Annotated in this window: 35 protein-coding genes; 9 read left to right on the plus strand and 26 right to left on the minus strand. The window is 67.3% G+C overall.

Going from position 1 to position 21,086, the window contains the following annotated elements; all coding sequences use genetic code 11:
• Window positions 1–9: 9 nt before the first annotated feature.
• Genes EO081_RS16800 through EO081_RS07500 form a run of 15 tightly spaced genes read right to left on the minus strand, consistent with a single transcriptional unit; the run spans window position 10 to window position 10,648 of the window.
• On the minus strand, window positions 10–156 hold the full coding sequence (locus tag EO081_RS16800) for a DUF7697 family protein (RefSeq protein ID WP_165284534.1): 147 nt from the start codon (window positions 154–156) through the stop codon (window positions 10–12).
• Window positions 157–191: 35 nt separating this feature from the next.
• Window positions 192–758 (minus strand): hypothetical protein, encoded by a 567-nt coding sequence (locus tag EO081_RS07435; RefSeq protein WP_129341210.1) that lies wholly within the window; start codon window positions 756–758, stop codon window positions 192–194.
• The gene (locus EO081_RS07440; RefSeq protein WP_129341211.1) at window positions 758–1,036 is read right to left on the minus strand and encodes a hypothetical protein; all 279 of its coding nucleotides are present in this window, start codon (window positions 1,034–1,036) and stop codon (window positions 758–760) included. Before EO081_RS07440 ends, EO081_RS07435 begins: the two co-directional genes overlap by 1 nt.
• A gap of 20 nt (window positions 1,037–1,056) precedes the next feature.
• Entirely contained in the window at window positions 1,057–2,013 is a 957-nt protein-coding gene (locus tag EO081_RS07445) for a phage tail tube protein (protein WP_129341212.1), read from the minus strand.
• 17 nt (window positions 2,014–2,030) lie between these two features.
• Window positions 2,031–2,471 (minus strand): hypothetical protein, encoded by a 441-nt coding sequence (locus EO081_RS07450; RefSeq protein WP_206364353.1) that lies wholly within the window; start codon window positions 2,469–2,471, stop codon window positions 2,031–2,033.
• Window positions 2,468–3,118, minus strand: a complete 651-nt coding sequence (locus EO081_RS07455; protein WP_129341214.1) for a DUF6441 family protein — start codon at window positions 3,116–3,118, stop codon at window positions 2,468–2,470. Before EO081_RS07455 ends, EO081_RS07450 begins: the two co-directional genes overlap by 4 nt.
• The gene (locus EO081_RS07460) at window positions 3,115–3,453 is read right to left on the minus strand and encodes a head-tail joining protein (RefSeq protein WP_129341215.1); all 339 of its coding nucleotides are present in this window, start codon (window positions 3,451–3,453) and stop codon (window positions 3,115–3,117) included. Before EO081_RS07460 ends, EO081_RS07455 begins: the two co-directional genes overlap by 4 nt.
• 3 nt (window positions 3,454–3,456) lie before the next feature.
• Window positions 3,457–3,786, minus strand: a complete 330-nt coding sequence (locus EO081_RS07465; protein ID WP_129341216.1) for a DUF2190 family protein — start codon at window positions 3,784–3,786, stop codon at window positions 3,457–3,459.
• Between the two features lie 12 nt (window positions 3,787–3,798).
• Window positions 3,799–4,101: a hypothetical protein gene (locus EO081_RS07470; RefSeq protein WP_129341217.1), complete on the minus strand. Its 303-nt coding sequence runs from the start codon at window positions 4,099–4,101 to the stop codon at window positions 3,799–3,801.
• Window positions 4,102–4,157: 56 nt separating this feature from the next.
• Window positions 4,158–6,365: a prohead protease/major capsid protein fusion protein gene (locus EO081_RS07475; RefSeq protein ID WP_165284536.1), complete on the minus strand. Its 2,208-nt coding sequence runs from the start codon at window positions 6,363–6,365 to the stop codon at window positions 4,158–4,160.
• 10 nt (window positions 6,366–6,375) lie between these two features.
• Complete coding sequence (locus EO081_RS07480; protein ID WP_129341219.1) at window positions 6,376–7,824, minus strand: phage portal protein; 1,449 nt, start codon at window positions 7,822–7,824, stop codon at window positions 6,376–6,378.
• The gene (locus tag EO081_RS07485; RefSeq protein WP_129341220.1) at window positions 7,821–8,027 is read right to left on the minus strand and encodes a phage head-tail joining protein; all 207 of its coding nucleotides are present in this window, start codon (window positions 8,025–8,027) and stop codon (window positions 7,821–7,823) included. The genes EO081_RS07480 and EO081_RS07485 overlap by 4 nt, the downstream gene beginning before the upstream one ends.
• Window positions 8,027–8,209 (minus strand): hypothetical protein, encoded by a 183-nt coding sequence (locus EO081_RS07490; RefSeq protein ID WP_129341221.1) that lies wholly within the window; start codon window positions 8,207–8,209, stop codon window positions 8,027–8,029. The genes EO081_RS07485 and EO081_RS07490 overlap by 1 nt, the downstream gene beginning before the upstream one ends.
• The gene (locus tag EO081_RS07495) at window positions 8,209–10,191 is read right to left on the minus strand and encodes a phage terminase large subunit family protein (RefSeq protein ID WP_129341222.1); all 1,983 of its coding nucleotides are present in this window, start codon (window positions 10,189–10,191) and stop codon (window positions 8,209–8,211) included. Before EO081_RS07495 ends, EO081_RS07490 begins: the two co-directional genes overlap by 1 nt.
• Entirely contained in the window at window positions 10,163–10,648 is a 486-nt protein-coding gene (locus EO081_RS07500; protein WP_129341223.1) for a terminase, read from the minus strand. Before EO081_RS07500 ends, EO081_RS07495 begins: the two co-directional genes overlap by 29 nt.
• Window positions 10,649–10,985: 337 nt before the next feature.
• Between EO081_RS07500 and EO081_RS07505 the strand changes: the two genes are divergently transcribed.
• Window positions 10,986–11,654: a DUF4145 domain-containing protein gene (locus tag EO081_RS07505; protein WP_129341224.1), complete on the plus strand. Its 669-nt coding sequence runs from the start codon at window positions 10,986–10,988 to the stop codon at window positions 11,652–11,654.
• A gap of 312 nt (window positions 11,655–11,966) precedes the next feature.
• Here the strand turns inward: EO081_RS07505 and nusG are convergent, their stop codons facing one another.
• The 10 genes from nusG to EO081_RS07555 all read right to left on the minus strand — a co-directional run bounded on the left by nusG (window position 11,967) and on the right by EO081_RS07555 (window position 18,047).
• Window positions 11,967–12,581 carry a transcription termination/antitermination protein NusG gene (nusG, locus tag EO081_RS07510; RefSeq protein ID WP_129341225.1) on the minus strand — a complete coding sequence of 205 codons (615 nt, stop codon included), beginning with the start codon at window positions 12,579–12,581 and terminating at the stop codon, window positions 11,967–11,969.
• 11 nt (window positions 12,582–12,592) lie between these two features.
• Window positions 12,593–13,144, minus strand: a complete 552-nt coding sequence (locus tag EO081_RS07515) for a hypothetical protein (protein ID WP_129341226.1) — start codon at window positions 13,142–13,144, stop codon at window positions 12,593–12,595.
• Window positions 13,137–13,913 (minus strand): hypothetical protein, encoded by a 777-nt coding sequence (locus EO081_RS07520; protein ID WP_129341227.1) that lies wholly within the window; start codon window positions 13,911–13,913, stop codon window positions 13,137–13,139. Before EO081_RS07520 ends, EO081_RS07515 begins: the two co-directional genes overlap by 8 nt.
• Complete coding sequence (locus EO081_RS07525) at window positions 13,910–14,260, minus strand: DUF1064 domain-containing protein (protein ID WP_240697573.1); 351 nt, start codon at window positions 14,258–14,260, stop codon at window positions 13,910–13,912. Before EO081_RS07525 ends, EO081_RS07520 begins: the two co-directional genes overlap by 4 nt.
• A gap of 175 nt (window positions 14,261–14,435) precedes the next feature.
• The gene (locus tag EO081_RS07530) at window positions 14,436–15,395 is read right to left on the minus strand and encodes a DUF2303 family protein (RefSeq protein WP_129341229.1); all 960 of its coding nucleotides are present in this window, start codon (window positions 15,393–15,395) and stop codon (window positions 14,436–14,438) included.
• Between the two features lie 14 nt (window positions 15,396–15,409).
• Window positions 15,410–15,829: a hypothetical protein gene (locus tag EO081_RS07535; protein WP_129341230.1), complete on the minus strand. Its 420-nt coding sequence runs from the start codon at window positions 15,827–15,829 to the stop codon at window positions 15,410–15,412.
• 70 nt (window positions 15,830–15,899) lie between these two features.
• Window positions 15,900–16,586, minus strand: a complete 687-nt coding sequence (locus EO081_RS07540; protein ID WP_129341231.1) for a methyltransferase — start codon at window positions 16,584–16,586, stop codon at window positions 15,900–15,902.
• Entirely contained in the window at window positions 16,583–17,182 is a 600-nt protein-coding gene (locus tag EO081_RS07545) for a helix-turn-helix domain-containing protein (RefSeq protein WP_129341232.1), read from the minus strand. The genes EO081_RS07540 and EO081_RS07545 overlap by 4 nt, the downstream gene beginning before the upstream one ends.
• 39 nt (window positions 17,183–17,221) lie before the next feature.
• Window positions 17,222–17,695 (minus strand): hypothetical protein, encoded by a 474-nt coding sequence (locus EO081_RS07550; RefSeq protein ID WP_129341233.1) that lies wholly within the window; start codon window positions 17,693–17,695, stop codon window positions 17,222–17,224.
• A gap of 136 nt (window positions 17,696–17,831) precedes the next feature.
• A complete protein-coding gene (locus tag EO081_RS07555) occupies window positions 17,832–18,047 on the minus strand; it encodes a helix-turn-helix domain-containing protein (RefSeq protein WP_129341234.1) in 216 nt (71 codons plus the stop codon).
• Window positions 18,048–18,117: 70 nt separating this feature from the next.
• Here EO081_RS07555 and EO081_RS07560 point away from each other — a divergent pair, with 70 nt between their 5' ends.
• The 8 genes from EO081_RS07560 to EO081_RS07585 all read left to right on the plus strand — a co-directional run bounded on the left by EO081_RS07560 (window position 18,118) and on the right by EO081_RS07585 (window position 20,920).
• Window positions 18,118–18,843 carry an XRE family transcriptional regulator gene (locus tag EO081_RS07560; protein WP_165284538.1) on the plus strand — a complete coding sequence of 242 codons (726 nt, stop codon included), beginning with the start codon at window positions 18,118–18,120 and terminating at the stop codon, window positions 18,841–18,843.
• Window positions 18,840–19,115, plus strand: coding sequence for a hypothetical protein (locus EO081_RS07565; protein WP_129341236.1), 276 nt, complete (start codon window positions 18,840–18,842; stop codon window positions 19,113–19,115). The genes EO081_RS07560 and EO081_RS07565 overlap by 4 nt, the downstream gene beginning before the upstream one ends.
• A gap of 103 nt (window positions 19,116–19,218) precedes the next feature.
• A complete protein-coding gene (locus EO081_RS07570) occupies window positions 19,219–19,491 on the plus strand; it encodes a hypothetical protein (RefSeq protein WP_129341237.1) in 273 nt (90 codons plus the stop codon).
• Window position 19,492: 1 nt separating this feature from the next.
• The gene (locus EO081_RS07575; RefSeq protein WP_240697574.1) at window positions 19,493–19,882 is read left to right on the plus strand and encodes an HIRAN domain-containing protein; all 390 of its coding nucleotides are present in this window, start codon (window positions 19,493–19,495) and stop codon (window positions 19,880–19,882) included.
• A 118-nt stretch (window positions 19,883–20,000) separates the two neighbouring features.
• Entirely contained in the window at window positions 20,001–20,444 is a 444-nt protein-coding gene (locus EO081_RS07580; RefSeq protein ID WP_129341239.1) for a hypothetical protein, read from the plus strand.
• On the plus strand, window positions 20,441–20,581 hold the full coding sequence (locus EO081_RS16805) for a hypothetical protein (RefSeq protein ID WP_165284540.1): 141 nt from the start codon (window positions 20,441–20,443) through the stop codon (window positions 20,579–20,581). The genes EO081_RS07580 and EO081_RS16805 overlap by 4 nt, the downstream gene beginning before the upstream one ends.
• The gene (locus EO081_RS17185; RefSeq protein ID WP_260153725.1) at window positions 20,574–20,702 is read left to right on the plus strand and encodes a hypothetical protein; all 129 of its coding nucleotides are present in this window, start codon (window positions 20,574–20,576) and stop codon (window positions 20,700–20,702) included. The genes EO081_RS16805 and EO081_RS17185 overlap by 8 nt, the downstream gene beginning before the upstream one ends.
• Complete coding sequence (locus EO081_RS07585; protein ID WP_129341240.1) at window positions 20,699–20,920, plus strand: hypothetical protein; 222 nt, start codon at window positions 20,699–20,701, stop codon at window positions 20,918–20,920. Before EO081_RS17185 ends, EO081_RS07585 begins: the two co-directional genes overlap by 4 nt.
• Here the strand turns inward: EO081_RS07585 and EO081_RS16810 are convergent.
• On the minus strand, window positions 20,907–21,053 hold the full coding sequence (locus tag EO081_RS16810) for a hypothetical protein (protein WP_165284542.1): 147 nt from the start codon (window positions 21,051–21,053) through the stop codon (window positions 20,907–20,909). The genes EO081_RS07585 and EO081_RS16810 overlap by 14 nt on opposite strands.
• Window positions 21,054–21,086 lie beyond the last annotated feature (33 nt).

Raw genomic sequence — 21,086 nt, forward strand, 5'->3', positions numbered from 1 at the left:
GCGCCCTCCTCAATCCTCGCCGTCGCCGGCGAACTGCGCGACGATCGCGGCTTCCGCTGCCGGCAGCACGTCCGCCAGCATCTCCATGTCGGCATCCAGAGCGGCGCCGACCGCCATCACCGCCGCGTAATCCAAGGCGAACGGCTTGCCTGCCATGCCACCCCCGACCCGCAGCTGCCGATCGCAGGAGGTCAGGACCTCCCAGACACCTTCCGCTTCCGCGGTGTCGGGCTCTTCGATCCGGTACGGGCACGCTTTGCACCGGCCGCTTTCCCCGGCTTGGCAGGTAAGCTGGCAATAGCGTCCGCCTGCATCGCCGCCTCCCCAGTGCCATTCTGAGAGGCGGCGGAGACGTTTTTTGTCCGCTCCCGCATGACGAACGGCATGACATACGCCCGGTCAAACGCGTCGAAGATCAGCGGGTCGGAGAGCGCGTGCTCCAGGTTCTCCCGGCTGAACGGCAGCGGTTCACCGGCGCTGGTGTCCTCGCCGTCGGCCATCCGGCAAACGTCTTTCCAGTCGAGCGCTCCGGCGAGGATCAGGGCGACGCTGAGGGCATCCCCCAACTCCTCCAGCTGCTCGCTGGCCGGCGCATCGCCAGCCTCGTCCGCCTCCGCAGCATCTTCGCCGCGGAGAGCCTTCACCGCCGCACGACGCGCGGCGCGCATCATCTTGCGGTCGATGGGGGCGAACAGCACCTGCGCGCCCATAACGGGCAGCCAGGCCGGGCCCTCGGCCCGCTTGCTGACGACGAGCATCAGGCGGCGTCCCCGATCCACTCGAGGCGGACCTTGCGCTCCTCCTCGATGACCTTCAGGTCGCTGCCCTCGCGCACGAAGTTGCCGCCCTCCACGGCATAGCGGCGGACGAACCCCTTCTCCGTGTCCGCCTCCAGCACATGCGCGATGCGCTTGCCCGTTTCTGCGTCCAGGACGCGAAGCTTCGCAAACTCGGGGCTCACGCCGGCGGCGACGTGGGTCGGCAGCGGCACGGGCGTTTCCTTCGCCGCCTCCGCGGCGGTGTCTTCCTTCTTCACGGGCGTTCTCCGCTGGGGGATCAGTAGCTGGCGACGTCGTTCGTCAGCACGGCGGTCAGCGTGTGGCCGCCAGCGCCGGACGCCTGCCAGTTCGACGTCGCCTGGATGCCGCCGGGCCCGCTGATGGGTCGCTTCACGCGCGGCAGGAACACGCGCGGCACGGTGAAGATCAGGCTGGAGGTGGCGCCGCGCTTCCAGCCGAACTCGAGGTCGATCGGCGTGCCGTCGACCGAGGCGTCGTAGAGATCGAGCCGGTCGAACCGCATCGTCAGCTCGCCGGTCATCATCGCCTTGAGAGGATCCGCGCCGTCGATCCGGCCGTCCTCGCGGATCGCCTCCACCTTCTCGAAGTTGTTGGAATAGGTGAAGCCGGCGGCGGTGACGCTGCCCAGCACCTCGCCACCGCGCTTGATCGAGCCGGTCGCCTGCTGGAAGCGATCGCCGTGGAAGAGTTCGGGGGCGCCGGCGACGCTGAGCGCCTGCTTGCGGGTCTCGCCCTGCGCGATCACGCCGATCGTGGCGTTCAGCATGCCCGATCGCGCCATCGAGACGCGCAGCTGGTTGGCGAGCGCGCCGAAGTTGACCGAGTAGCTGGGGATCTCCGGGTTGCCGAGTTCGATCGAGGCGGACGGCAGCAGGTCCTTGCCGGAGGTGAAGGTGTGCGTGGTGACACCCTCCGCGGTGGCGGACACCGGATCGCCCAGCAGCAGCTTGAGCCACCAGCCGAACGCGCGGGTGTCCATCGGCACCACGACATCGCCGTCGTTGGTCGCGACGTCGTATTCCGGGTCCAGACCCTCGCGGCCGAATCCGAGCTGATCGTCCTCGATCAACGGGCGCTCTTCGCCGAGCGCATTGCTGACGAACGGCAGGCGCTTGAAGCCGGTCGTGGGCGTCTGCCCATAGGACGTCTCGAACACGGCCGCCTGCACGGCATTGATGCCGAGCGCGCGCCGACGGATAGGCTGAACGGCCATGGTGGGTTCCTTCGGGCTCAGTTGAGAGGGGAAGTGGTCGAGTAGGAGGCGACCAGGTCGAAATCGCCGCCGCGAGCCGGGGTCGCGGCCTCGGTGTAGATGTCGTCGGTGTTCGGGCCGGTGGGCTCCAGCCAGTCGCAAAGTCCGCCGAGGGTGCGGTTCGCTTCGACCGCGCCACCGATCAGACCCATCATCCGGTCGACGATCTCTTCGCCGCTTTCGGCCGTCGTCTCGTAGGCGCTGACTTCGATCGGAATGCGGTGCGTGTAGTGGTAGACGGGCGGACAGAGGTCGACCTCTGGCTCGCCAGGGTCGCCGCTTCGGACAACCACCATTCCCGTCGGGGGTACGCGCATCGGCGCCGCATCCTCGCCATCGAGGCCGATGACCTTCACGTGCGGCAGGGCGGACTGCACCAGCGCCTTCACCGCGGCGAGGACCTCAAGGCGCTTGCTCACCAGTCTTTCTCCAGCCCGCGCGTGAAGGCGTCGATGTAGGCGGCGCTCCAGCGGGCGGCCGGACCTTCAAGGTCGAGTAGCTTGGGCATGCGCGCCGCCGGCACGAGCGTGAACATCAGCACGCGCTTGAGCGCCCGACCCTGGGCCAGCCGGCGCTTCGTACCCTGGCGGATGCCACGGCCGCGCCGCGCGCCAACCGCGTTGATGAAGGCGAGGACCCGGCCGTTCTTGCCGCGCTGGTAGAACAGGTCCTGGTTGAACGTGTGCTCGACCTGCGCCGGCGTCATGCGGCGCGAGGATCCGCGCCGGCCGAGCGCCCGGGGCACATTGTCGGTCGGGATGGCGAGGAAGCGGGTGCCGTTGACCGGCACGATCGTCGCGCCTCGCACGAAACTGTCGATGATGTCCGGCGCGCGGCTGTAGATGTAGCCGGCCGGGTTCATGCCGTTGCGCGACTTCGGATAGACGTTGCCCCGCCAGGTATTCGCCATGCGCTGGCCGAGCCCGGCCGACGTGACCTGCCCGCGCAGCTCGCGCAGCGCATCACCGGTGGTGGCGCGCATCGCGACGGTCGCGGCTCGCGCGACGCCGCCCTGGGCCTCCCGCATCACCTTGGCGAAGTCGGGGATGCCGATCTCGACGTTCATGCCGGCGGCGCCGAGCAGGTCCAGTTCATGCCCTCAACATCGAGCGCCGGATCTCCGGCGATGATGCAGACGGTCTCGACCTCCGCCTGAGTGGCCGGATCGATCTCGCGGATCACGAAGCGGTCACCGGGTGCCGGCTCGGGCACCTCCGAGCGGCGCACATCGATCTCGGTCGTGTCCTGCCGGATCCGGCTGTCTCCGAACGGGGCATCGGCAGTCGGACGGGAGCGGATGATGCGGACACCCTCCTGCACGCCGCTTTCCGACACGAAATCCGCCGCCTCGGAGCCCGGCCCGTGGAACAGGGCGTCGAGCGCCGAGGCGAACGGATCCATCGCTCAGGCGGCGATCTGGCCGGTGAGCTTCACGCGTGCCGTCGCTGCCGCGCTCGCTGCCGGGTCGACGAACGCGCCGATCAGCACGCCCCCGGCGACGGTCGTGACGTTATGGGCGGCATCGTCCCAATACGCCTTCGCGCCCTGCGTCACCGCACCGGTCGCCTTCGGCAGATCGAACACCTGTTCGGTGACGCCGACCACCTGCTCGCCGGCCTTGGCCGCCGTCGATGCGACGGCAAAGATCGACCCGACCAGGAAGCCTTCGCCGCTCGCCAGGTCGCGCGGAGCCGTGAGGGTGAGGTTCACCCCCGGCTGGATATGGTTCTTCATCGATGCTGCTCCTTACTCGGCGGCGCGGTGAGCGCGGATCGCCTTGATGATGTCGTCCTTCTTGGTCGCGCCATGGAGCGGCACGCCCTCCTTGGTGACCAGGATGCCGAGGTCGGCGACGGTGAGGTCCTCAAGGCCGTCGGCCTCGTCCTCTTCGTCGAACTCCTCGTCGTCCTCTTCGCCGTCGCCTTCGTCGGCGAGGCCGCTGCTGACGAGGTGCTCGGCGAGAGCGTCATCCACGGTCACCGGGCCTTCCGACGGATGGTGGACAGGCCCGCCGATCGGCAGGGGCTGCCGCAAGCTGATGGTCTTCATGTGGGTTCTCCCGGCGGCGGGAGCCTTGCCCGCCGCCAATGCAGTGGACTGGCGGCTTAGTAGGCCGGCGACTTGTAGAAGCCGCGGTGGTCGAGCGCGGCCGCGCCGACATCGAGGCGCGCCTTGTTCTCGACGCCGTCGACGTCGAACCCGACGCGGGTGTCGGTGAACAGCTCCTCCTGGCCGAGCAGGTGATCCAGCTCGATGGTGTCGAAGGCGTTGGGATCCGCCGACAGCATCCAGCTGTTGTCCGTGATGCGCGGCTCCACGATCACCTGGAGGCGCCCTGCGAACGGGTTCACCGCGCTGTTCGTGTTGGCGGTGATCGCGGTGACGAACTGGTCGGCGGCCGTTTCCTGGGCCGGGCCCACGATCAGGTAGGTGGCGCCGATGTTGAGGAAGCCACCCTCGTTGCTCTTCTGCTGGCGCATCGCCTGGCGGCCCTTGCCGACATTCTCGACGTTGATCGGGCCGCCCGACGCCGCGAGGTTGCCATGGCTCGCATGGAACAGCGGTGCGCCGTCCGCCATCGCGGGGTTCGACAGGAGGATACCCCAGACGAGATCGCTCTCCAGGTCCGCCGCCTTGCGGCCGAACATGGTCGGGATACGGCCGAACAGGTTCTGGTCGTCGTTGACGATCGCCTGCCGCGAGATGGGGATGATGCGACCATAGGTGTACAGCCGATAGGTCATACCGGTGTCGGTGATCGCACCGCGCTTGAACTCGCCGTTCTCGGGCACGTTCAGCAGAGCCGGAGCATCGCCGAGGCCGATGATCTGCGCCGGCTTGAAGTCGGGCAGCGTGCCGGTCGAGACGATCGGGCGGAACGTCTGAGGTGCCGCATCGAATGCACCGCGAATCCGGCGGCTGGTGACGGAGCCGAGCGCGTTCGCGAAGTCGCTGGTGGTCAGCGCGCCATAGCGCATGCCCAGCGCGGCGCCGGCAACGTCCAGGCGCCCCATGCCGCGGGTGTTGATGCCGGTCCGGCCGAGATAGTCGCGTGCCAGCTCCATCAGCGTCATGCCGCGGAACTCGCGCGCGGCTTCCAGGCGCTGTGCACGGGTACGGCCCGGCTCGTCCGGCAGCTGCGTGTCGGGGTTTGCGCGGAGCATCACCGCGTCCTCGATAGCCTGGCGATAGCTCTCGCTCTCGGTACCGGTGGCTCCGGCACGCGCGTCGATCGTCGGACGATCGGCGATCAGGCGCTCGTTCACTCGGCCGAGCAGGTCCGCTTCGGTCAGCGGCGTCGTCTCGTTCGCGCGGATCAGCTCCGCGGCAAATTCGCTGCCGAGCGAGGCCGAGCGGCCGCACAGGTCGAGGATCCGCGACGCCGACACGCCGCCCGCGGTGCGGGTGTCACCGACCGGGGCCGCGCCCGAGCCCGCGCCCGTGGGAGTGTTCGGGTCCGTGCGGGTGCCACCGTTCGGTTCGGCGACAACGGTCGTGTCGGCGGCAGTCTGCGCGGGGGCAGCGGCGCCGCGGTTGGCATTCGGGTGGGCGACACCGCCGCCCGGAAGGTTCCGTCGCATATCTTCTTCCTCTTGGGTTCCGTGGGCGGGGGTCCCGGGTGCAGACCGAACCACGGCGTTCGGATCAGCGGGAACGGGCACGAGGCTGGCTTCCAGCAACTCCCAGGCGACAGCGCGCCAGGTCTCGTTGTCGTTTTCGTCGGTGGCGGTGATCTGCCAGCGGGTGACGCGGTAGCCGATGGAGATCGCGCGAAGTTCGCCGCGGGCGACGCGCGCCTCGATCTCCTGCCCGGCAGCAGTCTGGTCGAACTGCAGCGTGCCGATCAGCTGACCGCCTTCGACACGCGCCTGCGTGACGCGACCAATCTGAGCGCCGACTTGCGACTGGATGTGTGTGTCGAGGAAGGGGCAGACGCCGCCGGCTACACGGCCGAGGTCGATCGCCTCCGTCGAGATCTCCAGCTCTTCGACGAAGTAATAGCGCTGGACGGCCGCGCCGGTGGAGAGGACCGCCTCCACGGTGTGCGCCTCGGCATCGTAGCTGTCCGGAGCGAGGGCGAGGCTGCGCGTGCCCCGTCCACCTGCCTGCGGCTGGCGGCGCTCTTCCGGATCGGCACCCGGGCGTTGGCCCGGGGCGTCCCGCGTCAGCATGCCGGCAATGCCGGCGCCCGCCACCAGGGCAAGCGCGAGAACCGACGTTTTGCGGCGCGGCGGCAGCGGACCGTCGGCGGTCTCGCCAACCGCGCGCGGGGGCTCGTCGACGCCGCTGGGCGCCGGCTTCGGCTTAGTCATGGGCAGGCTCCTATGCGGCGGCTGGCGTTGCGGCGGCTGCCGCAAACTGGGTCGGGGGCGCATCGCCCGCGAACACGAGCTTTGCGGCGCCGTTCTGCTTGCGATCTTCTGCGATCTCGGCCCGCAGCTGGTCGGGGTCGTAGCCCCGCGCGACAACGAGGTTCGGGCGGCTTTCGAGACCCGCTGCCATCTCCAGGATGTCGGCCTCGGCGTCGCCCTTGCGGTCGATGCTCTCGAAGGGCGGAGGTGACCAGGTCATCTCATAGGACCGGTTCGGCATCATGCCGGCGAGGAAGGCCGCTTCCTGAAAGCGGGAGGCGACCCGATCGAGGAAGACGGGGATCAGCGTGTTGAACTGGATCCGGCCGGTCGATCGCTGGAACTCCAGGTTGCCAGCCTTGTAGCTGGAGAAGTTCACGTTCGAGAGGTCGCCGAAGTGCTCGTAGGTGATGCCGGCACCAGCCGCCGCCGACAGCAGGGCGAGACGCAGGATGTCGTTCAGCCCCCCGGACGCCTTAGGATCGCCGAACTTCACGCTCTCGCCCGGGCCCAAGCGGCTGATCATTCCGGGCGTTAGCCCCTCCGACTGCACGCCGATCGGGCTGGCCTCAGCGTCGCCCTGCAGTTCGCCGAATACGACCCCATTGTCGTCGACGCCCTGGGTGATGAACGCGGCGAAGCACGCCTCTACGTTCTTGCGCACCAGCTCCGCCTCGACGCTCTCGTCGATGTCGCCCAGCCGCTTCACGATCGTGTTGAAGACGCTCTGCCCGCGACGCTGGCCGACATATTCCTGCACGAAGAGGTGGATCACGTCCTCTGCGGGAACCCGAACGGTCCGGTATGACGCCCAGCGTTGGCTCGGCCGGCCCTCATAGAAGTGATAGGCAACGACGCGGCCGCGGGCGTCGTATTCGAGACCGTCCACTACGTCGTTGCCGCCGTGGCTGTAGATGGTGGTCGCCACCATGCCCGCGTCGAGCAGCTGCAAGCGCAGCGGGATCGTGCCGTTCGCCTCCGCCAGAGAAAGCGTCTGGAAGACGATAAAGGCCTCGCCCTCGCGAAACATCGTCCGGACCGCCAGCTCCTGCAGGCCGTAGAAGCCGAGCCGGCCGTACCAGTCGCAGACCTTCAGCCAATCGTTCCACAGCTTGCGGAACGTCGCTGGAGACTTCTTTGGAGCCCCGGTGATGCCCCACCCGACGGTGTTGTTGACGAGCGCTGACAGCGCCTTGCGAGCGAACGGATCGGAAGCGACGAGGTCGATCACGCGCTTGCGATCGACCATGCGCGCAGGTCGGGCATCGTCGGGGTTTCCCGTATTCCGGTCCCAGTCACCCGGCTTGCCGACGTACCGCTGGGTCGGCTTGTTGAGATAGCCGAGAGCGCGGCGCGCAGCGGCACGCTTGGCGCCCCAAACGGGCGAGACGGCCTGGATGGCCCGATCCATGACGTTCATCGGCGGATCACCCTGCCGACGGTCGTGCGCGGCTGGCTCAAGCGCCCGCCGGCTGCAATCTCCTCCTTCATGTCGGCACGGAGCGCCCGCATATCGGCCAGCGTCTGGTATTCGACACGGCGGCCGTCGGCATAGGTGACGCTCTTGATGCCGGCGGTGATCGCCTTGCTGAGCGCGTCCAGGTCGCTCTGGGTATAGGCCATCAGCCGTCCATCCAGTCGCGCTTCTGATCGACGCTCATGGGCTCGCCATCGGCAAAGCAGGCGTATTTCGTGGCCGTTGGCGCCATGTTCGCGATGTTCCGCCGATCCGCCTGAGACAGCTCGATCATGATGGGCGTGCCGAGCTTCACCTCGTGCCACGTGTCTGCGATCTTGATGCGCATCAGCGCCTCCTGCGGTTCATCCAGTTGCTCGGCGGCTTCGGCGGTGGCGGCTTCTTCGGGGCGACCGGTGCTAGTTTTGCGGGAGCCGCCTTCTTGCCGGCCGGTTTCGCAACCCGTTCCTCCGCCGGCTTCTCCAGCAGCAGCGCCCATTGCGCCGGCGTCCACCGATCAACACCAAGGGAGAATGCGACGGCGCGAGCGTAGACGGCGTTGTCCAGCGCCTCGTTACGGTCCCGGTTCTTGTGCCATTCACGCCGGAAACCGCCGTTGCGCTGCCGGATGATCCGCAACTCCTCGGCGACCAGCTGCTTGATCCACTCGTCGGTGGTGCCGTCGGGCAGATAGACGTAGCCGTCCGGGTATTCCTCGCCGTCGACCGGCTTTTCCTTCTCCAGGTCGCCGAACAGCTCCAGCTTGAGCATCGACGTGCCGATGTTCCAAAGCCGGACGCCGCGCTTCATCTTGCGCCCGTTCACGGTGACGTCCTGCCAGGTCGGCGAGCCGATCGGCTGGTTCGCCGTGATCATGTGCCGGCCCTTCACCGCCATCACGAAGCCGGGGTGGCGGCGGGCCCAGGCGTACACCTCCATGGTATTCTCGCCGTCGCCGGAATCGATCGCCACCCGAGCCAGCCGCATGATGCGACCGTCTTCGCTGGTCCAGGTGCGAGAGACTTCCGCGTCCAGCTTGGCCCAGGTCGCCTTGTCGGAGATCGAGCCGAAGACCTCGATGCGCTCGACGAACTCGCGCCGGCCGTTCTGGCCGAAAGCCCAGATGTCGAGATCGATGCGGCCGCCGCCACCGCGCTGAACGTCCGCGGCACCGACAAGAAGCCCAGCCTTGGCCGAAGGCGTTCCCAGCCGCATCGCCTTCTCCCGGCGATCATAGAGGCGCTGCCACTCCGGAGCCTCACCGCGCTCGGCCCATGCCTCGCCCAGCACCTGGTTCACAAAGGTGCGAAGGAGGTTGGGATCCTTGCGGACCTCCATGAACTCGCGCGCGATCTCCAGCCACGCGGCGCCGGGATGCTGGCTGTACGCCGCCCAGATGTGGAACGAGCGGTGGCGCGGGAACGCGGCGGGGTTGTGCGCTCGCCATTCGCCAGCCTCGTCCATCGCCGCCTTGTCGGCTTCGTCGATGTCGCAGCCGTTGACGCACCGGTACCAGGCGCGGGTTGGGTTCTCCTTCGGCTCCCATCGGATGCCCGCGCCGGTACCATCGCCGAACACCAACTGCTGCATCTCGCCGCAGTGGGGGCAAGGAACGTACCGGAATTCCTGGCTGCCCTGCTCGAAAAGCAGGTCGATCCGGCTGAAGCCCTTCACCTTCGGTGTCGAGCCGGCGGCACTGAACCGCCGCGGCGACGTCAGGTTGCGCTTATAGGCCAGGCGGGCGGGATCGCCCTCTTCCTTCGTAGCCCACGGATAGCCGTCGCACTCCTCGAGGAACACATCGTCCGCGGTGACGCGCCGGAACTCCTTGGGGCTATTGGCGCCCTTGATCTGGATCCAGCCGCCCTTGTAGCGCTTGGCCCGGATCTGGTTGTCCGCGTGCCTCGGCTTGAAGGTCGCGACCTCCCGGACAATGTCCCATTGCAGGACCGGCTCCAGATCGTCGCGGCTGTACTTCTCCGCGTCGTCGATCGTCGGCTGGTAGATCAGCGAGCGCGCCGGATCGTACCGGATGCGATAGGCCATGAACGACTGCAGGATGGTCGAGTAACCGATGCGGCTGCTCTTCCGGCAACTCAGCTGCGCCGTCTCCGGATCCGTGAACGCGTCCGCCATCTCCAACTGGAAGGGGAATGGCGTGATACTGGCGCCCGTGTCGTCACAGGCATGCTCCAGCATGAACTCGGACAGCTTCGGCTTTGGCCGAGGGGCAAACATCGCGAGCCATTCGCGAACGGCTGCCAGGACCGCATCGTCGCCGCGGATCTGGAGGGCCTGCGGCTCAGTCTTCTTCGGCGGCCTCTTCGGCATCTAGGCCTCCGCCTCTGGCCTTCTCGACCTTGGCGACGCTCAGCTCCTTGAGGGCGTCGTTCACCGCCTTCTCGATGCGCGCCCTGAGTTTATGATCGCCCTTGGCGACGATCATGCCGACTTGGCTCAACCGCGAGACCGCCATGGCGATCACTGCGATCACGGCACCGGACATGTCCGGCAGCGACGCCAACTCGCGACGGCGCTCGGCATTATCCATCGCCTTGGAGTCGGCCTGCTCCTTCTTCAGCCGGGCGCTTTCGGCATCGAGGTCTAGCGCGTCCTGCGCGCCGTCGAGGCCGTACTTCGCCTGCGCCCAAGCCTCGATGTTTTCGAGCAAGGAGGCGCCGTCCTCGGGCAGATCGCCTTTCGAGCGCAGCTCACCGATCCAGCGGCTGGAAACGCCGAACACCGCAGCAAGCTGGGGCCGGGTCGGCTCCTCGATGTCGATTTCCACTCACTTCCCTCCCAGAGGGGTCGTACTTCCCTACTAAAGCCGCCGAAAATGGCGGAAAACGGCCGTTTCGCGGCGCCGGAGGGAGGAAGAAGTAAGGCGATTTCCTGTGGCTAGACGGAAGTTGCGCCTTTGCCCCCCGTATTACTCTGCGGCCACGGAAGGACCCGAAGGGGGTGGGGCTAGACACCTTCAAGCTCTCCGCTAACCTCTGCCCGTTCAGATCTTCCGTGCAGGCACGGCGGCAACTTCAGGATGCGGCGACACGGAGATCGCGTGGGGCGACGCGGGACGAGACGCCCACCCGCGGTTGCGAGCGCCAACTTGAGAAAGGTGACGGATGGCAGTGTTCATTACCATGTGCCCGCACTGCGGCGCAGACCAGATGAGCTTCCAAATATTCGGCTACAAACCGCCCGCGGCATCCAAGTGGAAGACCGATCCCACACTTGCAGGAGCCTCGTGCGGTCGCTGCGACATGCCCGTCTCGGCTACCTTGAGATACACGCTTGTACAAAGCTCCTCCGACAGCACCTTCGCCAGTCGAGTGCAGGGCCTAAATAGGCCGGACACCAACCTGGAAGCGCTAGGCTTTGAACTGGCTGATTCCTGGCCAAGCCCGCCGGCCCCTGAAGCGCCCGCCAGCTTGCCCAGAACTGTAGAGCGGGCTTTCATGCAAGCAGAGCGCAACCGGCTCAGCCCAGACTGCCAGGAAGCAGCGGCCACAATGTACCGCCGCAGCCTGGACCTAGCGCTCAAGGAGGCATTCCCTCAAGAGAACGGCATGCTGGATGCCAAGCTGAAGAAGTTGGTCCGGGAGAAGCGGCTACCCGAGGCGATCGGGGACTGGGCTCATGAGGTACGCCTGATCGGAAACGACGGAGCACATGATCTTGAGGGAGTAAGCCAAGGCGACCTGCTCGACGCGAAGGCTTTCATTGATACGGTTCTCAAGTACCTTTTCACTCTTCCAGCTCAGATTGCCTCGCGCCGGCCCGTGGAGTTGTAGGTCGCTGACCGGCCGGCGCCTATACAATACGCCTCTCACTCGGCAGGCAGCAACTCGGCGCACGCGGTCGCCCGAGGGACGCTCGGTCACGTCGGCCAAGGTCCGGCGCAGCCGGTCGGCTGGGGTGAGGGACGTGCTCGACATCCGCACCTCTAGACCGCGCTGCGCAGATGAGCCGCTTAACCGGCTCGCATCTTGAATTTCAGGTAACCTGCCGGACTCCCGGCGAAGCACCAAATGGGCCCCTCACCGGTCTCTCATGTTGACGAGGGCAGTGGCGCTTACGCCGGCGCATCGCTCGTCTGGGGCTGATCAGTCAGCAGATAACGCCTCTGCTACAGCATTGCCTCGCAATGTGGAAGTCTCAATCGTCACGCGCAAAGACGTGCCGAACAGCACCAGCGTGTGGCGTCCGTCGCTCTCCTCCACGATGCCCGACAGCCCAGCGAACGCTCCCTGCTCCACCGCCACCGGTGCCCCCTGCACGTATGGCTCGGCACGCTCACGCTGCCGGCGACCCTGGCGCTCCTGCGCCGCAACGCTTTGCTCCATCCGCCGGGCGCTCTCGGCCTCACGCTGCCGCAAGGCCGCGACCTCCGCGTCAGGCACCAGCACCGAGGCGCCGCAGTGACGGAAGACCGAGAACGCCGGATGGCCGCTCTCCTCGGCCGCCTCCAAACGACGAAGTTCGCCCAGGTCTGCGGCCGGGGCGAACACATAGGTCGGCAGGTATGGCACGGGCCGGAACTCCCGCTCCTTCTCCTTGGATCGGGGGATGCGGCGCCGGATATGCTCCACGGGCGTCCATGCGCAAATGCCCGCATCGGCGAGCGAGCGGGCCAGCGGCAGCGTTCGGCCGCCATGGGTGCGCAGGATACACCAGCGGGCGCCAGCGGCGCCCTTCCCTGCCATAGGTTCGTCCGTCATACCCTCCCCCTTCACGCCGCCTCCAACGCGAGCGCTGCATCCACCTGGTCCTGAGTGATTGCGCCGATGCTCAGCCCGACGGCGCGCAGCTCGGCCGTCAGCGCCCGGATCTTCTCGGGGCTGAGCGGCGCGACAGTGTCGCCCTCGATCGCCCGCCCCGCCTGGCGCGCTTCGATCGCCTCGCGCAGTTCGCGGATCCGGTACCGGGCTCGCGACCGGCGGGCGAGAACGTCCCGCGCGGCCTCGCGGATCGCGCCATCGACGTCGCCAGCAAACCGGATCGGCTGGCGCAGCACCATCTGCGCCGCTTCACGCGCCACCTTGCCCGGCAGATCGTCCAGCGCGACCTGCATCGTCTTGATCCAGGCATCCGCCTGGTCGGCGCTCGCGGTCGGCGCGATCTTCGTCCAGATCATCGCCAGGTCGTCTCCCAGCCCTGCCGTGAGCGCCCCCGCCATCGCCGGGTTGCGCAGCGACATGCCCCCAGGCTCCGTCTCGCGCAGCGGCTTCGGCGGCTGGCGGTACAGCGCCTCCAGCGCGATCAGGTCGACGCCTTCAGCCATCGAGATAGCTTGCGGCAGGTTCCACGTCGTGCTGCTCGCGAAAGCGGCGACGGCTTTCGATCGCTCCGCTCGGTCGGTCGTAGTAAGGTCGTTGGGCATTGCGCGGTCCAGTCGAGTTGAGGATCCAGGAGGGTTCGAACGTGAGCCAGCCACGCTCGACGATCAGGTCGACCAGGCGCCCGGGCGGCCATTCGTCGCTGGCGTGCTCCGCCAGCTTGGCGACCAGCAGCTGGTAGGCTCGGGGCGTCAGCGCGTTCCGCTTCGCCTTGCGGTGGTCGATGAACCCGGCCCACTGGTCATCGGCGACGCCAGCCGGTGGGGGCATGTCCTTGGGCCAGCGGCGCTTGCTGGCGGCGGCTGCGCCCTCCGCTGCGGCCCGACAGCCGTCGATGATCACGCCCAGCACGATCCGAGCGAGCAGCCCTCGTGCGTGCACGTGATAACCCTCCGGGTGGGGGTGTGGGTGTGGGGTTTGTTGGGGGGTCTGGGGGGAAGAAAGGGGAGAGGGAGAGGGGGCGGCCGAAACCGTGACGTCACGTGACGTCACGTGATTGGGCGTGACGGAGCGTGACGCCTGCGCCTCGGCCTCCGCGCGCACGCGATCGCGCCGTGCCTGCTGCCGATCGGCGTCCCGCTGGCGGCGACGCTCCAGGCCCTCCGCCCCTGCCCGCGCCTGTGCATCCGCCTGGGCGAGCGCCATCGCCACCTCGGCGACGAGGTCGGCCGGCGTGCCAGCCGTGATCAGGCGTGCGAGCAGGTCGCCGCTCATGACTCGATCAGTTCGATGTCGGGATAGCAGGCGCGGAACAGCGCCTTGCGCAGCGGCCAGTCGCGCACGCTCATGCCCTTGGTGTCCTCGACCACCAGCCGCCCGTCGCGCTTGCGGCGGTACCGGAAGTCGGGCGTGAACACGGCGCGGCGGCCATTGTCGTGCACCAGCGCGCGGCCGTTCACCTCGAAATAGTACTTCGGCTCGTTGACCAGCTCGCTGATCTCGCCCGCGCGCAGCAGCAGGTGCAGGTCGGCGCACCGTCGCGCCTCCCGCTTCGACGGGTGCACGTGCCCGAAGCAGCAGTCCGCCTGCTTGGCGGCGTATTTATGAGTCCGGCGCTTCACGCTGCTGCCCTCACAATGGCGGCCACGCGGCGGCGGGCAAACCCATGCTCGCGCGCATCTCGTCCGCCTTGGCACGGATCAGCGCCCGGCGCTGGTCGTGTCCGATCTTGGACAGAGCAGCGCCGGGGGCGACCGGCTCAGCTGCGCGTTTGCGGTTGAGCCACCCGAACATGGGTCAGGCTCGGACCTGCTCGGGCGCGCCGGTGTAGATCGGCAAGCCGGTTTCGGCCGAGACCTTGTCGAGAGCCTCATTGAAGGCGGTCTCGAACGTCAGATCGGGACGCCACAGCTCATACCAGAACACGAGCCCTTCCCCGGTTTTCCGATACCGGAACCGCGCGATCAACCGGAAGGCATCGGCCGATCGCGCGAACACCGGGATGGTGATCGAGAACATCGTCGGCAGCGTGAGCGGCTTGCCATCGCCATCCGTGTGCTCGCTGTCGAAGGTGAACTGCGCCTCGCCGGTGGAGAGATTCTTGGCCTCCTTGATGACCGCGCGCTCGTAGACCTGAAGGCCGCGCGAGATCTCGACCAACTTGGACGGCGTGGCGAGGGTCCCGCGGTTTGCCTGAACGAAGTCCTGCGACGACTTGGCGAACTGATCGGCAGGGTCGGCCGAGATGTCGACGATGTGGTCTTCGATGAACCGGGCGAAATCGCCCATGCCCATCGGCTTCGCGTCCTTGCCGATCCACGCCTGCCATTCTTTCGACAGCGGGAAGGCATAACTAGCGCGGTGACGCATCGATTGGACGAAGGCCGCCGCGTCGACAGCCGAGTTGTCCGGGTGATAATCAAAGATTGCCGTCAGCGACGGGCTGCTGAAGTCGTCGCTGGCGAAGATCGCCGAGTGCGAGAGCTTGAACCGGTTCACCAGCGCGATGAAGGAAGGGAGCTGCGTCAGCGAGGCGGTGCCGGTGCGGTGCAGCGGGAAGTCCCGGTAGGCGTCGAACGCATCCGAACGCACCACTGTGGCCCCGTCACGCGTCAGGACGAATGGCGCTTCGCTACCGTCGCGAGGATCGGTGAGCGTCTCGACGTTGGCACGCAGATGCTCGCCCGCCACGTTGAAGGCGGTTTCCATCAGCTCTCCGGTGCGGTCGGCGACAGTGTGGGAATCGGTCTCGGTCATGGGTTCGTCCTCGATCAGCCGCGAACGACGCGCGGTTCAGTGGTGATTTCGCGGATGGTGCCGAAGAGGTTGCCCTGGTTCGGCTTGTTGGGGCTCAGGCGGCCGTCGCTGGTGAACCACGCTACGGTGGCGCCGTGCTTCTCCACCGGCAGCTTGAATGCCAGGCTGGGCGTGAGCACCGAGAACTCCCGGTCGTGGTCAAACTCGACCTCGATGGAGAGGGTGATCTTGCCCTTCGCCTTCTTCCCAGTGTCGATCCCCAGCGCTTCCAGCTTTTGCGCGAACTCCTGGAGCGGCGCGCTGCTATCGGCGTTGAACTGGCCGTCCTTGAGCATCAGGATTAGGTCGGAGAGGGTCGAAGCCGCGGGGTAGCGCTGGCCGCCGTCCGCAGCGCGCTCCTCTATGATTTCGCCCGTTTCGGGGTTATGATCCATACTGTTCACTCCGGCGCGCGTTCAGGTCTTCGGGACGGGGCGCGCGCCACTTCCCCGCTCCAAATCCCGATCAGGATGCCGGTTGTGCCGCGCTCGCGGCGCTCTCCGGTGAGGCGGTGGCGACATAATCGGCCGCTCGCTCCAGCCGCTTGCGGCACGGCGGAACCCAGCGGAAACGGGTGGCGCGATCGGCGCGCGGTGCGGCCTCGAAGCCCCACCACACCAGCCAGCTGTAGGAAGTGGCCGTGCTACCTTCTGGAGCCAGCCGTCCCTTGTGCATCACCACCCGCTCAGTGAACTGCAGCACGAAAGCTGGCGGGCGATCGGCGAACAGGCGCTCGTACCGGCCAACGCTCTCCAGGAAGGCGGAACGCACGATCATCGCGACGCCGCGGCGGCTGGATGCGGCCGCTCGATGGATGAACTGCTCCGCCAGTCGGAACGGCGGGTTCGTGATCGTCCAGTCTACTGGAACTGGGAGCAGCCCGAACAGATAGTCCTCGACCGCGAAGCCCGCGCCATAATCGTGCACGTCACCAGCCTGCACATGCCGGAAGGACTCGCGGAGCGGCCGCACCATGTGCCCGCGGTTCGCAGCGGGCTCTCGGCACGTCAGCTGGCTCAGCGGCTCGCCGAGGTGGTCATCGAGGAACTCGCACAACGCTCGGGTCGCCCATGGCGGAGTGGGAAAGTCGTCGAGGCTGTCGTGAGCTTCGACACGCCGCTGCATCACGGCCGTGGATCGGTTCTGGCTCATGCCGCTGCCTTCCGAAGGTCACGGCAGGCCCAGCAGGCGAACGTGACGTCAGGCGCAATGCGTGAGCCGCAATTGTGGCACATGGCCTGAGCGGCGATCGTCGGCGCGGCCTGCGCCGGGTTCGCCTCCGCGGCCCGCGCGGCGCGTCGCGTCGGGTTCGCCCGGTGCCATACGCTGCTCTTTGCGCGACCCAGCAGCTTGGCGATCTCGACCGGGCCTTTGCCGGCGGCGAGTTCGCGCTCCAGCACCGCATCTTCCTCTGCACTCCACGGGCCGGTGACCGTGGGCGAACTCTCCGTCACGGCGCGAGAGGCGGTGGACTTGCCGGTCGCCACCACTGTGACGACCCGCCCTGCCCCGTCCCGCTGGATCGTGATCCGGCCGAGCCGACGCAGGCGGGCGATCGCGCTCGCCCCGCCGGACTCGGTCTTCGCTCCGATCAGCTCCGTCAGCGCCTGATTCGTCGGGCACTGCTCGCCCGCTTCGGCAGCCTTCGTGATCGCGGCCAGCACCTTCGCGGACGTCGTGTCCAGGGCGCAGCCGTTCTTGCCCGCGGAAGCGGCCCTCGCCGCCCCCGCGCTGTTCTTCGCGTCCATCGTTCTACTCCTCAGCCGGTGGTGCCGGCGCTCAGGTCCTCAGCCGGTGGTGACCGCGCGCAGGCGGAGCCTGTCGCGCAGCCGGTCGATGTGCTTGGCGGCAGCCTCGAGCTCCGGGCGCATCGCCAGCAGCTCGACGTCGTCGATCTTCCCGTCGTCCTCGACAGCCTCCGCCATCTCGGCGAGCAGCGCGCAAAGGGCGCTGAAGCCCTTGCGGTCGCAGCCATCAGCTGCGTTCATCGGCGCCAGCTTCATGCCCACCAGGGCAAGCGCGGCGTTGGCGAAGCGGCCGTCCCACTCGCGGCACCCGCGCAGGAAGGAGACGACGGGCATTTCGGCCAGGCCGGTGCGGTAGCGCGCGGCCGTGTCCTCGCTCTTGCCCAGCACCGCGCCCAGGTCAGCGTCCGTGGCCCCATCCTCGTGCTTGATGGCTTCCAGGCTCTCGCCGAGCGTCTTGAGCATCAACGATGCGGGAACGGTGCGGTATGGGGTGTGGATGTGCGGTGCGGTCATCGGGCATTCCGATCGGCATGAACGGGGGTGAAAACAGCAGCGGCCGGACCGCGCTTCAGCGGGCAGCGCTCGAATGGGCAGGAGCGCGCCTCCGGGTGCTGGGCATGCGCGCCGCAGGTAGAGCAGCGGGACTGCGTCATGCCGCCACCTGCTCACCACGTTTTGCGATCCATGCTTGCATCGGGACTTCACCGTTTGTGGAGACCTCGATCTGCGCGGCGACCTCCAACGTGGGACGCGCTTCACCCCGCCGCATCCGGTTCACCAAGGAACGATCCTTGCCGATCAGCGACGCGAACTCCGCGTCAGTGATGCGCTGGCGGGCCATGTAGTCTGCAAGGGCGGTGCTCATGAACAGAGAATGTGCGTTATACGCACGTACGTCAATCCCTCATGGTGACAAATACGCACGGGACGGGCGCGTGCGCGTGGTGCACTCACCTGCCGTGGACACAGCATGGTTCAAAGCGCGAAAGCGTGAGCTAGGGATCAACGACCAAGTTCTCGCGGAGGCAATCGGACGAGACCGCACGACGGTGACGAAGGTCATCAACGGCGGGATCAGGTTTGACTTGGCCTTCTTGCAACCCTTCGCTGATGCCCTTCAGGTGTCATCCGACGAGCTTCTCCGCCGCGTCGGCATTTCGATCCCAGAGAGGGCAACCACGGAAGCACTCCCGCCGCCCCTTGCCGCACCTAGGTCCGAGCACCAGCCGATCCGGCCCGCCGCGGGCGACGACACTGTAGAGATCATTGCGCTCGATCTGTCGCTCTCGATGGGGCCAGGCACTCTAATCGAGGAGTTTGCAGAGGCTGAGCCGATCCGGATGAGCGTAGGCTTCGTGCAGGCGATCACCCGCACACCATCCGACCGCCTGCGGCTCGTGAAGGGCATCGGTGACAGCATGGAGCCCACGCTCCGCGCCGGCGATCGCGTGATGATCGACATCAACGAGAAGCAGCTGTCGCGCAGCCACGGCGTCTACTGGATCGATCATCTGGGGACGCACGGCATCAAACGCCTACGTGCTGCCGGCCGCGGCAAGATCATGGTGATGTCGGACAATCCCAATGTGCCTGACTTTGAGGTCGATGCCGCTGACCTAAGGATCGAGGGTCGCGTAATCTGGTTTGCGAGAGACTTGTGATCGATACCGAGAAGCTTGCGCGCAAGCATGGCATCCCCTTGGGGGAAACAGTCCTTCAGGTGCCGCGAGAGCTCGCTGAGAAACCGATCACCCGAGCTGAGTTCGTGGATTGCTTCCAGGCTCTGCAGCGCTTCGCGCTGTCGGCAGCAGCGGTTGTGGCGGCAGCTCAAAAAGGAGATGAGTCTACAGAAGCCGCCGCCGATCAGCTGTACGCCGCGATGGCTGCAAATCGTAAGCTACTCCTTAAATTGATCGGGCAAGCTGATGGATAACAGCGGAGCCCTCGCAGCCCTGCAGCGGCTGCTGGAGCAAGCAGGCACTGGGGGCACAGCGCCCCCTCCCGTCCCGCCCTTGAACGTGGGAGGTGGAGGTGGCATGTCTCCGGATATGGAACCGCGTATCGCCAAGCTCGAAGCGCAGGTTGCGGCTATCCACAGCGACCTTGGTAGACTTACCGGCGTGCCGGTCGACCTCGCGACCGTTAAAGAGCGGATTTCGCATGTGCCCACCCGAGTGGAGGTGAAGACCGATATCGAGGCAGCGGTCGACAAAGCCGCGGCTCGAGTTCAGCGAACTGTTGCTATCGTTGGCGGTGTCGTGAGCCTAGTTGTCGCCGCCATCAACTATGGGCCTCGCCTTCTGGGCTAGCGTGGCTCGTACACTTTCGCTCGCCATCGTTGGCGCACAACACCCGAACAAGCGCGGTCCCAGTCGCCGGTTTGAGCTCGCCCTATGCACGCCCGGCGAGCCGGTCGAGTTGGTTCCAGAGCCCGGCAATCCGGCGGACCCCCAGGCAGTCGGCGTGTTCAGCGCGCGCGGAGTGCAGATCGGCTATCTGACGGCGGAAAGGGCCCCATGGATTGGTGCCATGCTCCGGAGCGGGCGCGAGATCGAGGCCATCTTCCAAGAAGTCACCAAATTCGGGGCGGTGGCCCGCGTCGCGTTTGACGGAGAACGACCGCTCCTCCCCGAAGCTAAGCCTCCTTCAGCAGTCGAGGACGACAGCGGGTTCTGGCCCGATCCGGTGTACGACGATTGACGCAGTGTGCGAATAACGCACTTTGAGCCTTGACGGCATAGTGCGTGTGCCGCACATTGCCCTCATCACCTGAGCCGGCGCACCTCGCGCTGCGACAGACGGTGGCGAGGAATCAAACGTGTCCGACACCCCCACGATCGAGTGCCCCGACACGCGCCAGGCCATAGAGGACCTGCGCGGCGCGGTGACGGAGCTGCGCTGCCGTAGCGCCCGCCTCAGCCAGATGGATGAGCGCCAGCGGGGCTACCAGCAGGAGCGCCGCGCGATCGGCGACCTGAACGCCCGAATCCGGATGCGTGCCGAAAAGCTGGCACTCACACCGGAGACGTTGCTCCAGCTCGTGCTGGACGATCTCAACGCCAAGGCGCGCCGCGGCCGTCCGACGCCGACCCGCGTGACGCCCCTCACCCTCAAGGACGACATCGCGCGGTCCCTCCAGCGCATCGAGGACGCCCGCGCCGCGAAGCAGGCGGCGATGGCGGAGGAGAAGGCCGCGCTGGAGCATCACGTGACGATGATCCAGCGGGCGAAGGCCTACGGCCTGCAGGGGCTCGCGGCATGAACGCGCCGGAAGTCGATCGCCGGTCCGACCAGCCGCGCAGTCAAGTCGTCGTGCGCGCTCTGGCGGGCTCCGCCGGACTGGGCCTGCTGATCCTCGCGATCGCCTGCAACGCGCTGTGGGAGAGCCTGCATGGCTGAGCCGACCCACCCCGTCGACGCCGATCGCGACCGGTGGCTGATCGAGAGGGTGATGCCGTTCGGCGTCGCCGTCGTGGCGATCTTCGCCGCGGCCTCCCTCTTGCTGGGGGCGCCGCTATGAGCCGCCGCCCCTACCCGAGCAATCCGGCATGGCTGCCGGTGGTACTGGCCTGCATGATCTTCGGATCCGCCGGTGCCGCGGGCGCCAGCGACTGGCGAGCGTTCGCCGTGTTCACCCTTGGCGTTCTGGTCTTCGGCTGGCCCTACGCGGCCCGAATGCTCGCCGCGCGCACCAGCCGTCGCGGGCAGGGCCAGCCGGGAGGCGTTAGCCATGGCTGACGCCGCCGACGACGCGCAGCTGCTTCTCGAGGCCCACCTCGCGCGCAGCATCGCGGCCGCCCGCGCCCCGATACCAGCCGGTGTGGCCGGCGAATGCGGCGAGTGCGGCGAGGACATGCCGCGGCTGGTCCACGGTCGCTGCGGCTTCTGCCGGGATGGGAGGAAG

Source organism: Sphingomonas desiccabilis (genome assembly GCF_004135605.1).
In the GTDB taxonomy this organism is placed as follows: Bacteria; Pseudomonadota; Alphaproteobacteria; order Sphingomonadales; family Sphingomonadaceae; genus Sphingomonas; species Sphingomonas desiccabilis.

Coding starts and splice junctions, on each gene's coding strand:
- EO081_RS07445 (WP_129341212.1), bottom strand. CDS start 2,013: ATGGCCGTTCAGCCTATCCGTCGGCGCGCGCTCGGCATCAATGCCGTG.
- EO081_RS07495 (WP_129341222.1), bottom strand. CDS start 10,191: ATGCCGAAGAGGCCGCCGAAGAAGACTGAGCCGCAGGCCCTCCAGATC.
- EO081_RS07455 (WP_129341214.1), bottom strand. CDS start 3,118: ATGAACGTCGAGATCGGCATCCCCGACTTCGCCAAGGTGATGCGGGAG.
- EO081_RS07585 (WP_129341240.1), top strand. CDS start 20,699: ATGAGCCGCCGCCCCTACCCGAGCAATCCGGCATGGCTGCCGGTGGTA.
- EO081_RS07535 (WP_129341230.1), bottom strand. CDS start 15,829: ATGGATCATAACCCCGAAACGGGCGAAATCATAGAGGAGCGCGCTGCG.
- EO081_RS07475 (WP_165284536.1), bottom strand. CDS start 6,365: ATGACTAAGCCGAAGCCGGCGCCCAGCGGCGTCGACGAGCCCCCGCGC.
- EO081_RS07460 (WP_129341215.1), bottom strand. CDS start 3,453: ATGGATCCGTTCGCCTCGGCGCTCGACGCCCTGTTCCACGGGCCGGGC.
- EO081_RS07555 (WP_129341234.1), bottom strand. CDS start 18,047: ATGAGCACCGCCCTTGCAGACTACATGGCCCGCCAGCGCATCACTGAC.
- EO081_RS07470 (WP_129341217.1), bottom strand. CDS start 4,101: ATGAAGACCATCAGCTTGCGGCAGCCCCTGCCGATCGGCGGGCCTGTC.
- EO081_RS07570 (WP_129341237.1), top strand. CDS start 19,219: ATGTCTCCGGATATGGAACCGCGTATCGCCAAGCTCGAAGCGCAGGTT.
- EO081_RS07480 (WP_129341219.1), bottom strand. CDS start 7,824: ATGAACGTCATGGATCGGGCCATCCAGGCCGTCTCGCCCGTTTGGGGC.
- EO081_RS07515 (WP_129341226.1), bottom strand. CDS start 13,144: ATGGCTGAAGGCGTCGACCTGATCGCGCTGGAGGCGCTGTACCGCCAG.
- EO081_RS07435 (WP_129341210.1), bottom strand. CDS start 758: ATGCTCGTCGTCAGCAAGCGGGCCGAGGGCCCGGCCTGGCTGCCCGTT.
- EO081_RS07485 (WP_129341220.1), bottom strand. CDS start 8,027: ATGGCCTATACCCAGAGCGACCTGGACGCGCTCAGCAAGGCGATCACC.
- EO081_RS16805 (WP_165284540.1), top strand. CDS start 20,441: ATGAACGCGCCGGAAGTCGATCGCCGGTCCGACCAGCCGCGCAGTCAA.
- EO081_RS07505 (WP_129341224.1), top strand. CDS start 10,986: ATGGCAGTGTTCATTACCATGTGCCCGCACTGCGGCGCAGACCAGATG.
- EO081_RS07545 (WP_129341232.1), bottom strand. CDS start 17,182: ATGGACGCGAAGAACAGCGCGGGGGCGGCGAGGGCCGCTTCCGCGGGC.
- EO081_RS07550 (WP_129341233.1), bottom strand. CDS start 17,695: ATGACCGCACCGCACATCCACACCCCATACCGCACCGTTCCCGCATCG.
- EO081_RS17185 (WP_260153725.1), top strand. CDS start 20,574: ATGGCTGAGCCGACCCACCCCGTCGACGCCGATCGCGACCGGTGGCTG.
- EO081_RS07465 (WP_129341216.1), bottom strand. CDS start 3,786: ATGAAGAACCATATCCAGCCGGGGGTGAACCTCACCCTCACGGCTCCG.
- EO081_RS07530 (WP_129341229.1), bottom strand. CDS start 15,395: ATGACCGAGACCGATTCCCACACTGTCGCCGACCGCACCGGAGAGCTG.
- EO081_RS07490 (WP_129341221.1), bottom strand. CDS start 8,209: ATGCGCATCAAGATCGCAGACACGTGGCACGAGGTGAAGCTCGGCACG.
- nusG (WP_129341225.1), bottom strand. CDS start 12,581: ATGACGGACGAACCTATGGCAGGGAAGGGCGCCGCTGGCGCCCGCTGG.
- EO081_RS07520 (WP_129341227.1), bottom strand. CDS start 13,913: ATGAGCGGCGACCTGCTCGCACGCCTGATCACGGCTGGCACGCCGGCC.
- EO081_RS16800 (WP_165284534.1), bottom strand. CDS start 156: ATGGCAGGCAAGCCGTTCGCCTTGGATTACGCGGCGGTGATGGCGGTC.
- EO081_RS07540 (WP_129341231.1), bottom strand. CDS start 16,586: ATGAGCCAGAACCGATCCACGGCCGTGATGCAGCGGCGTGTCGAAGCT.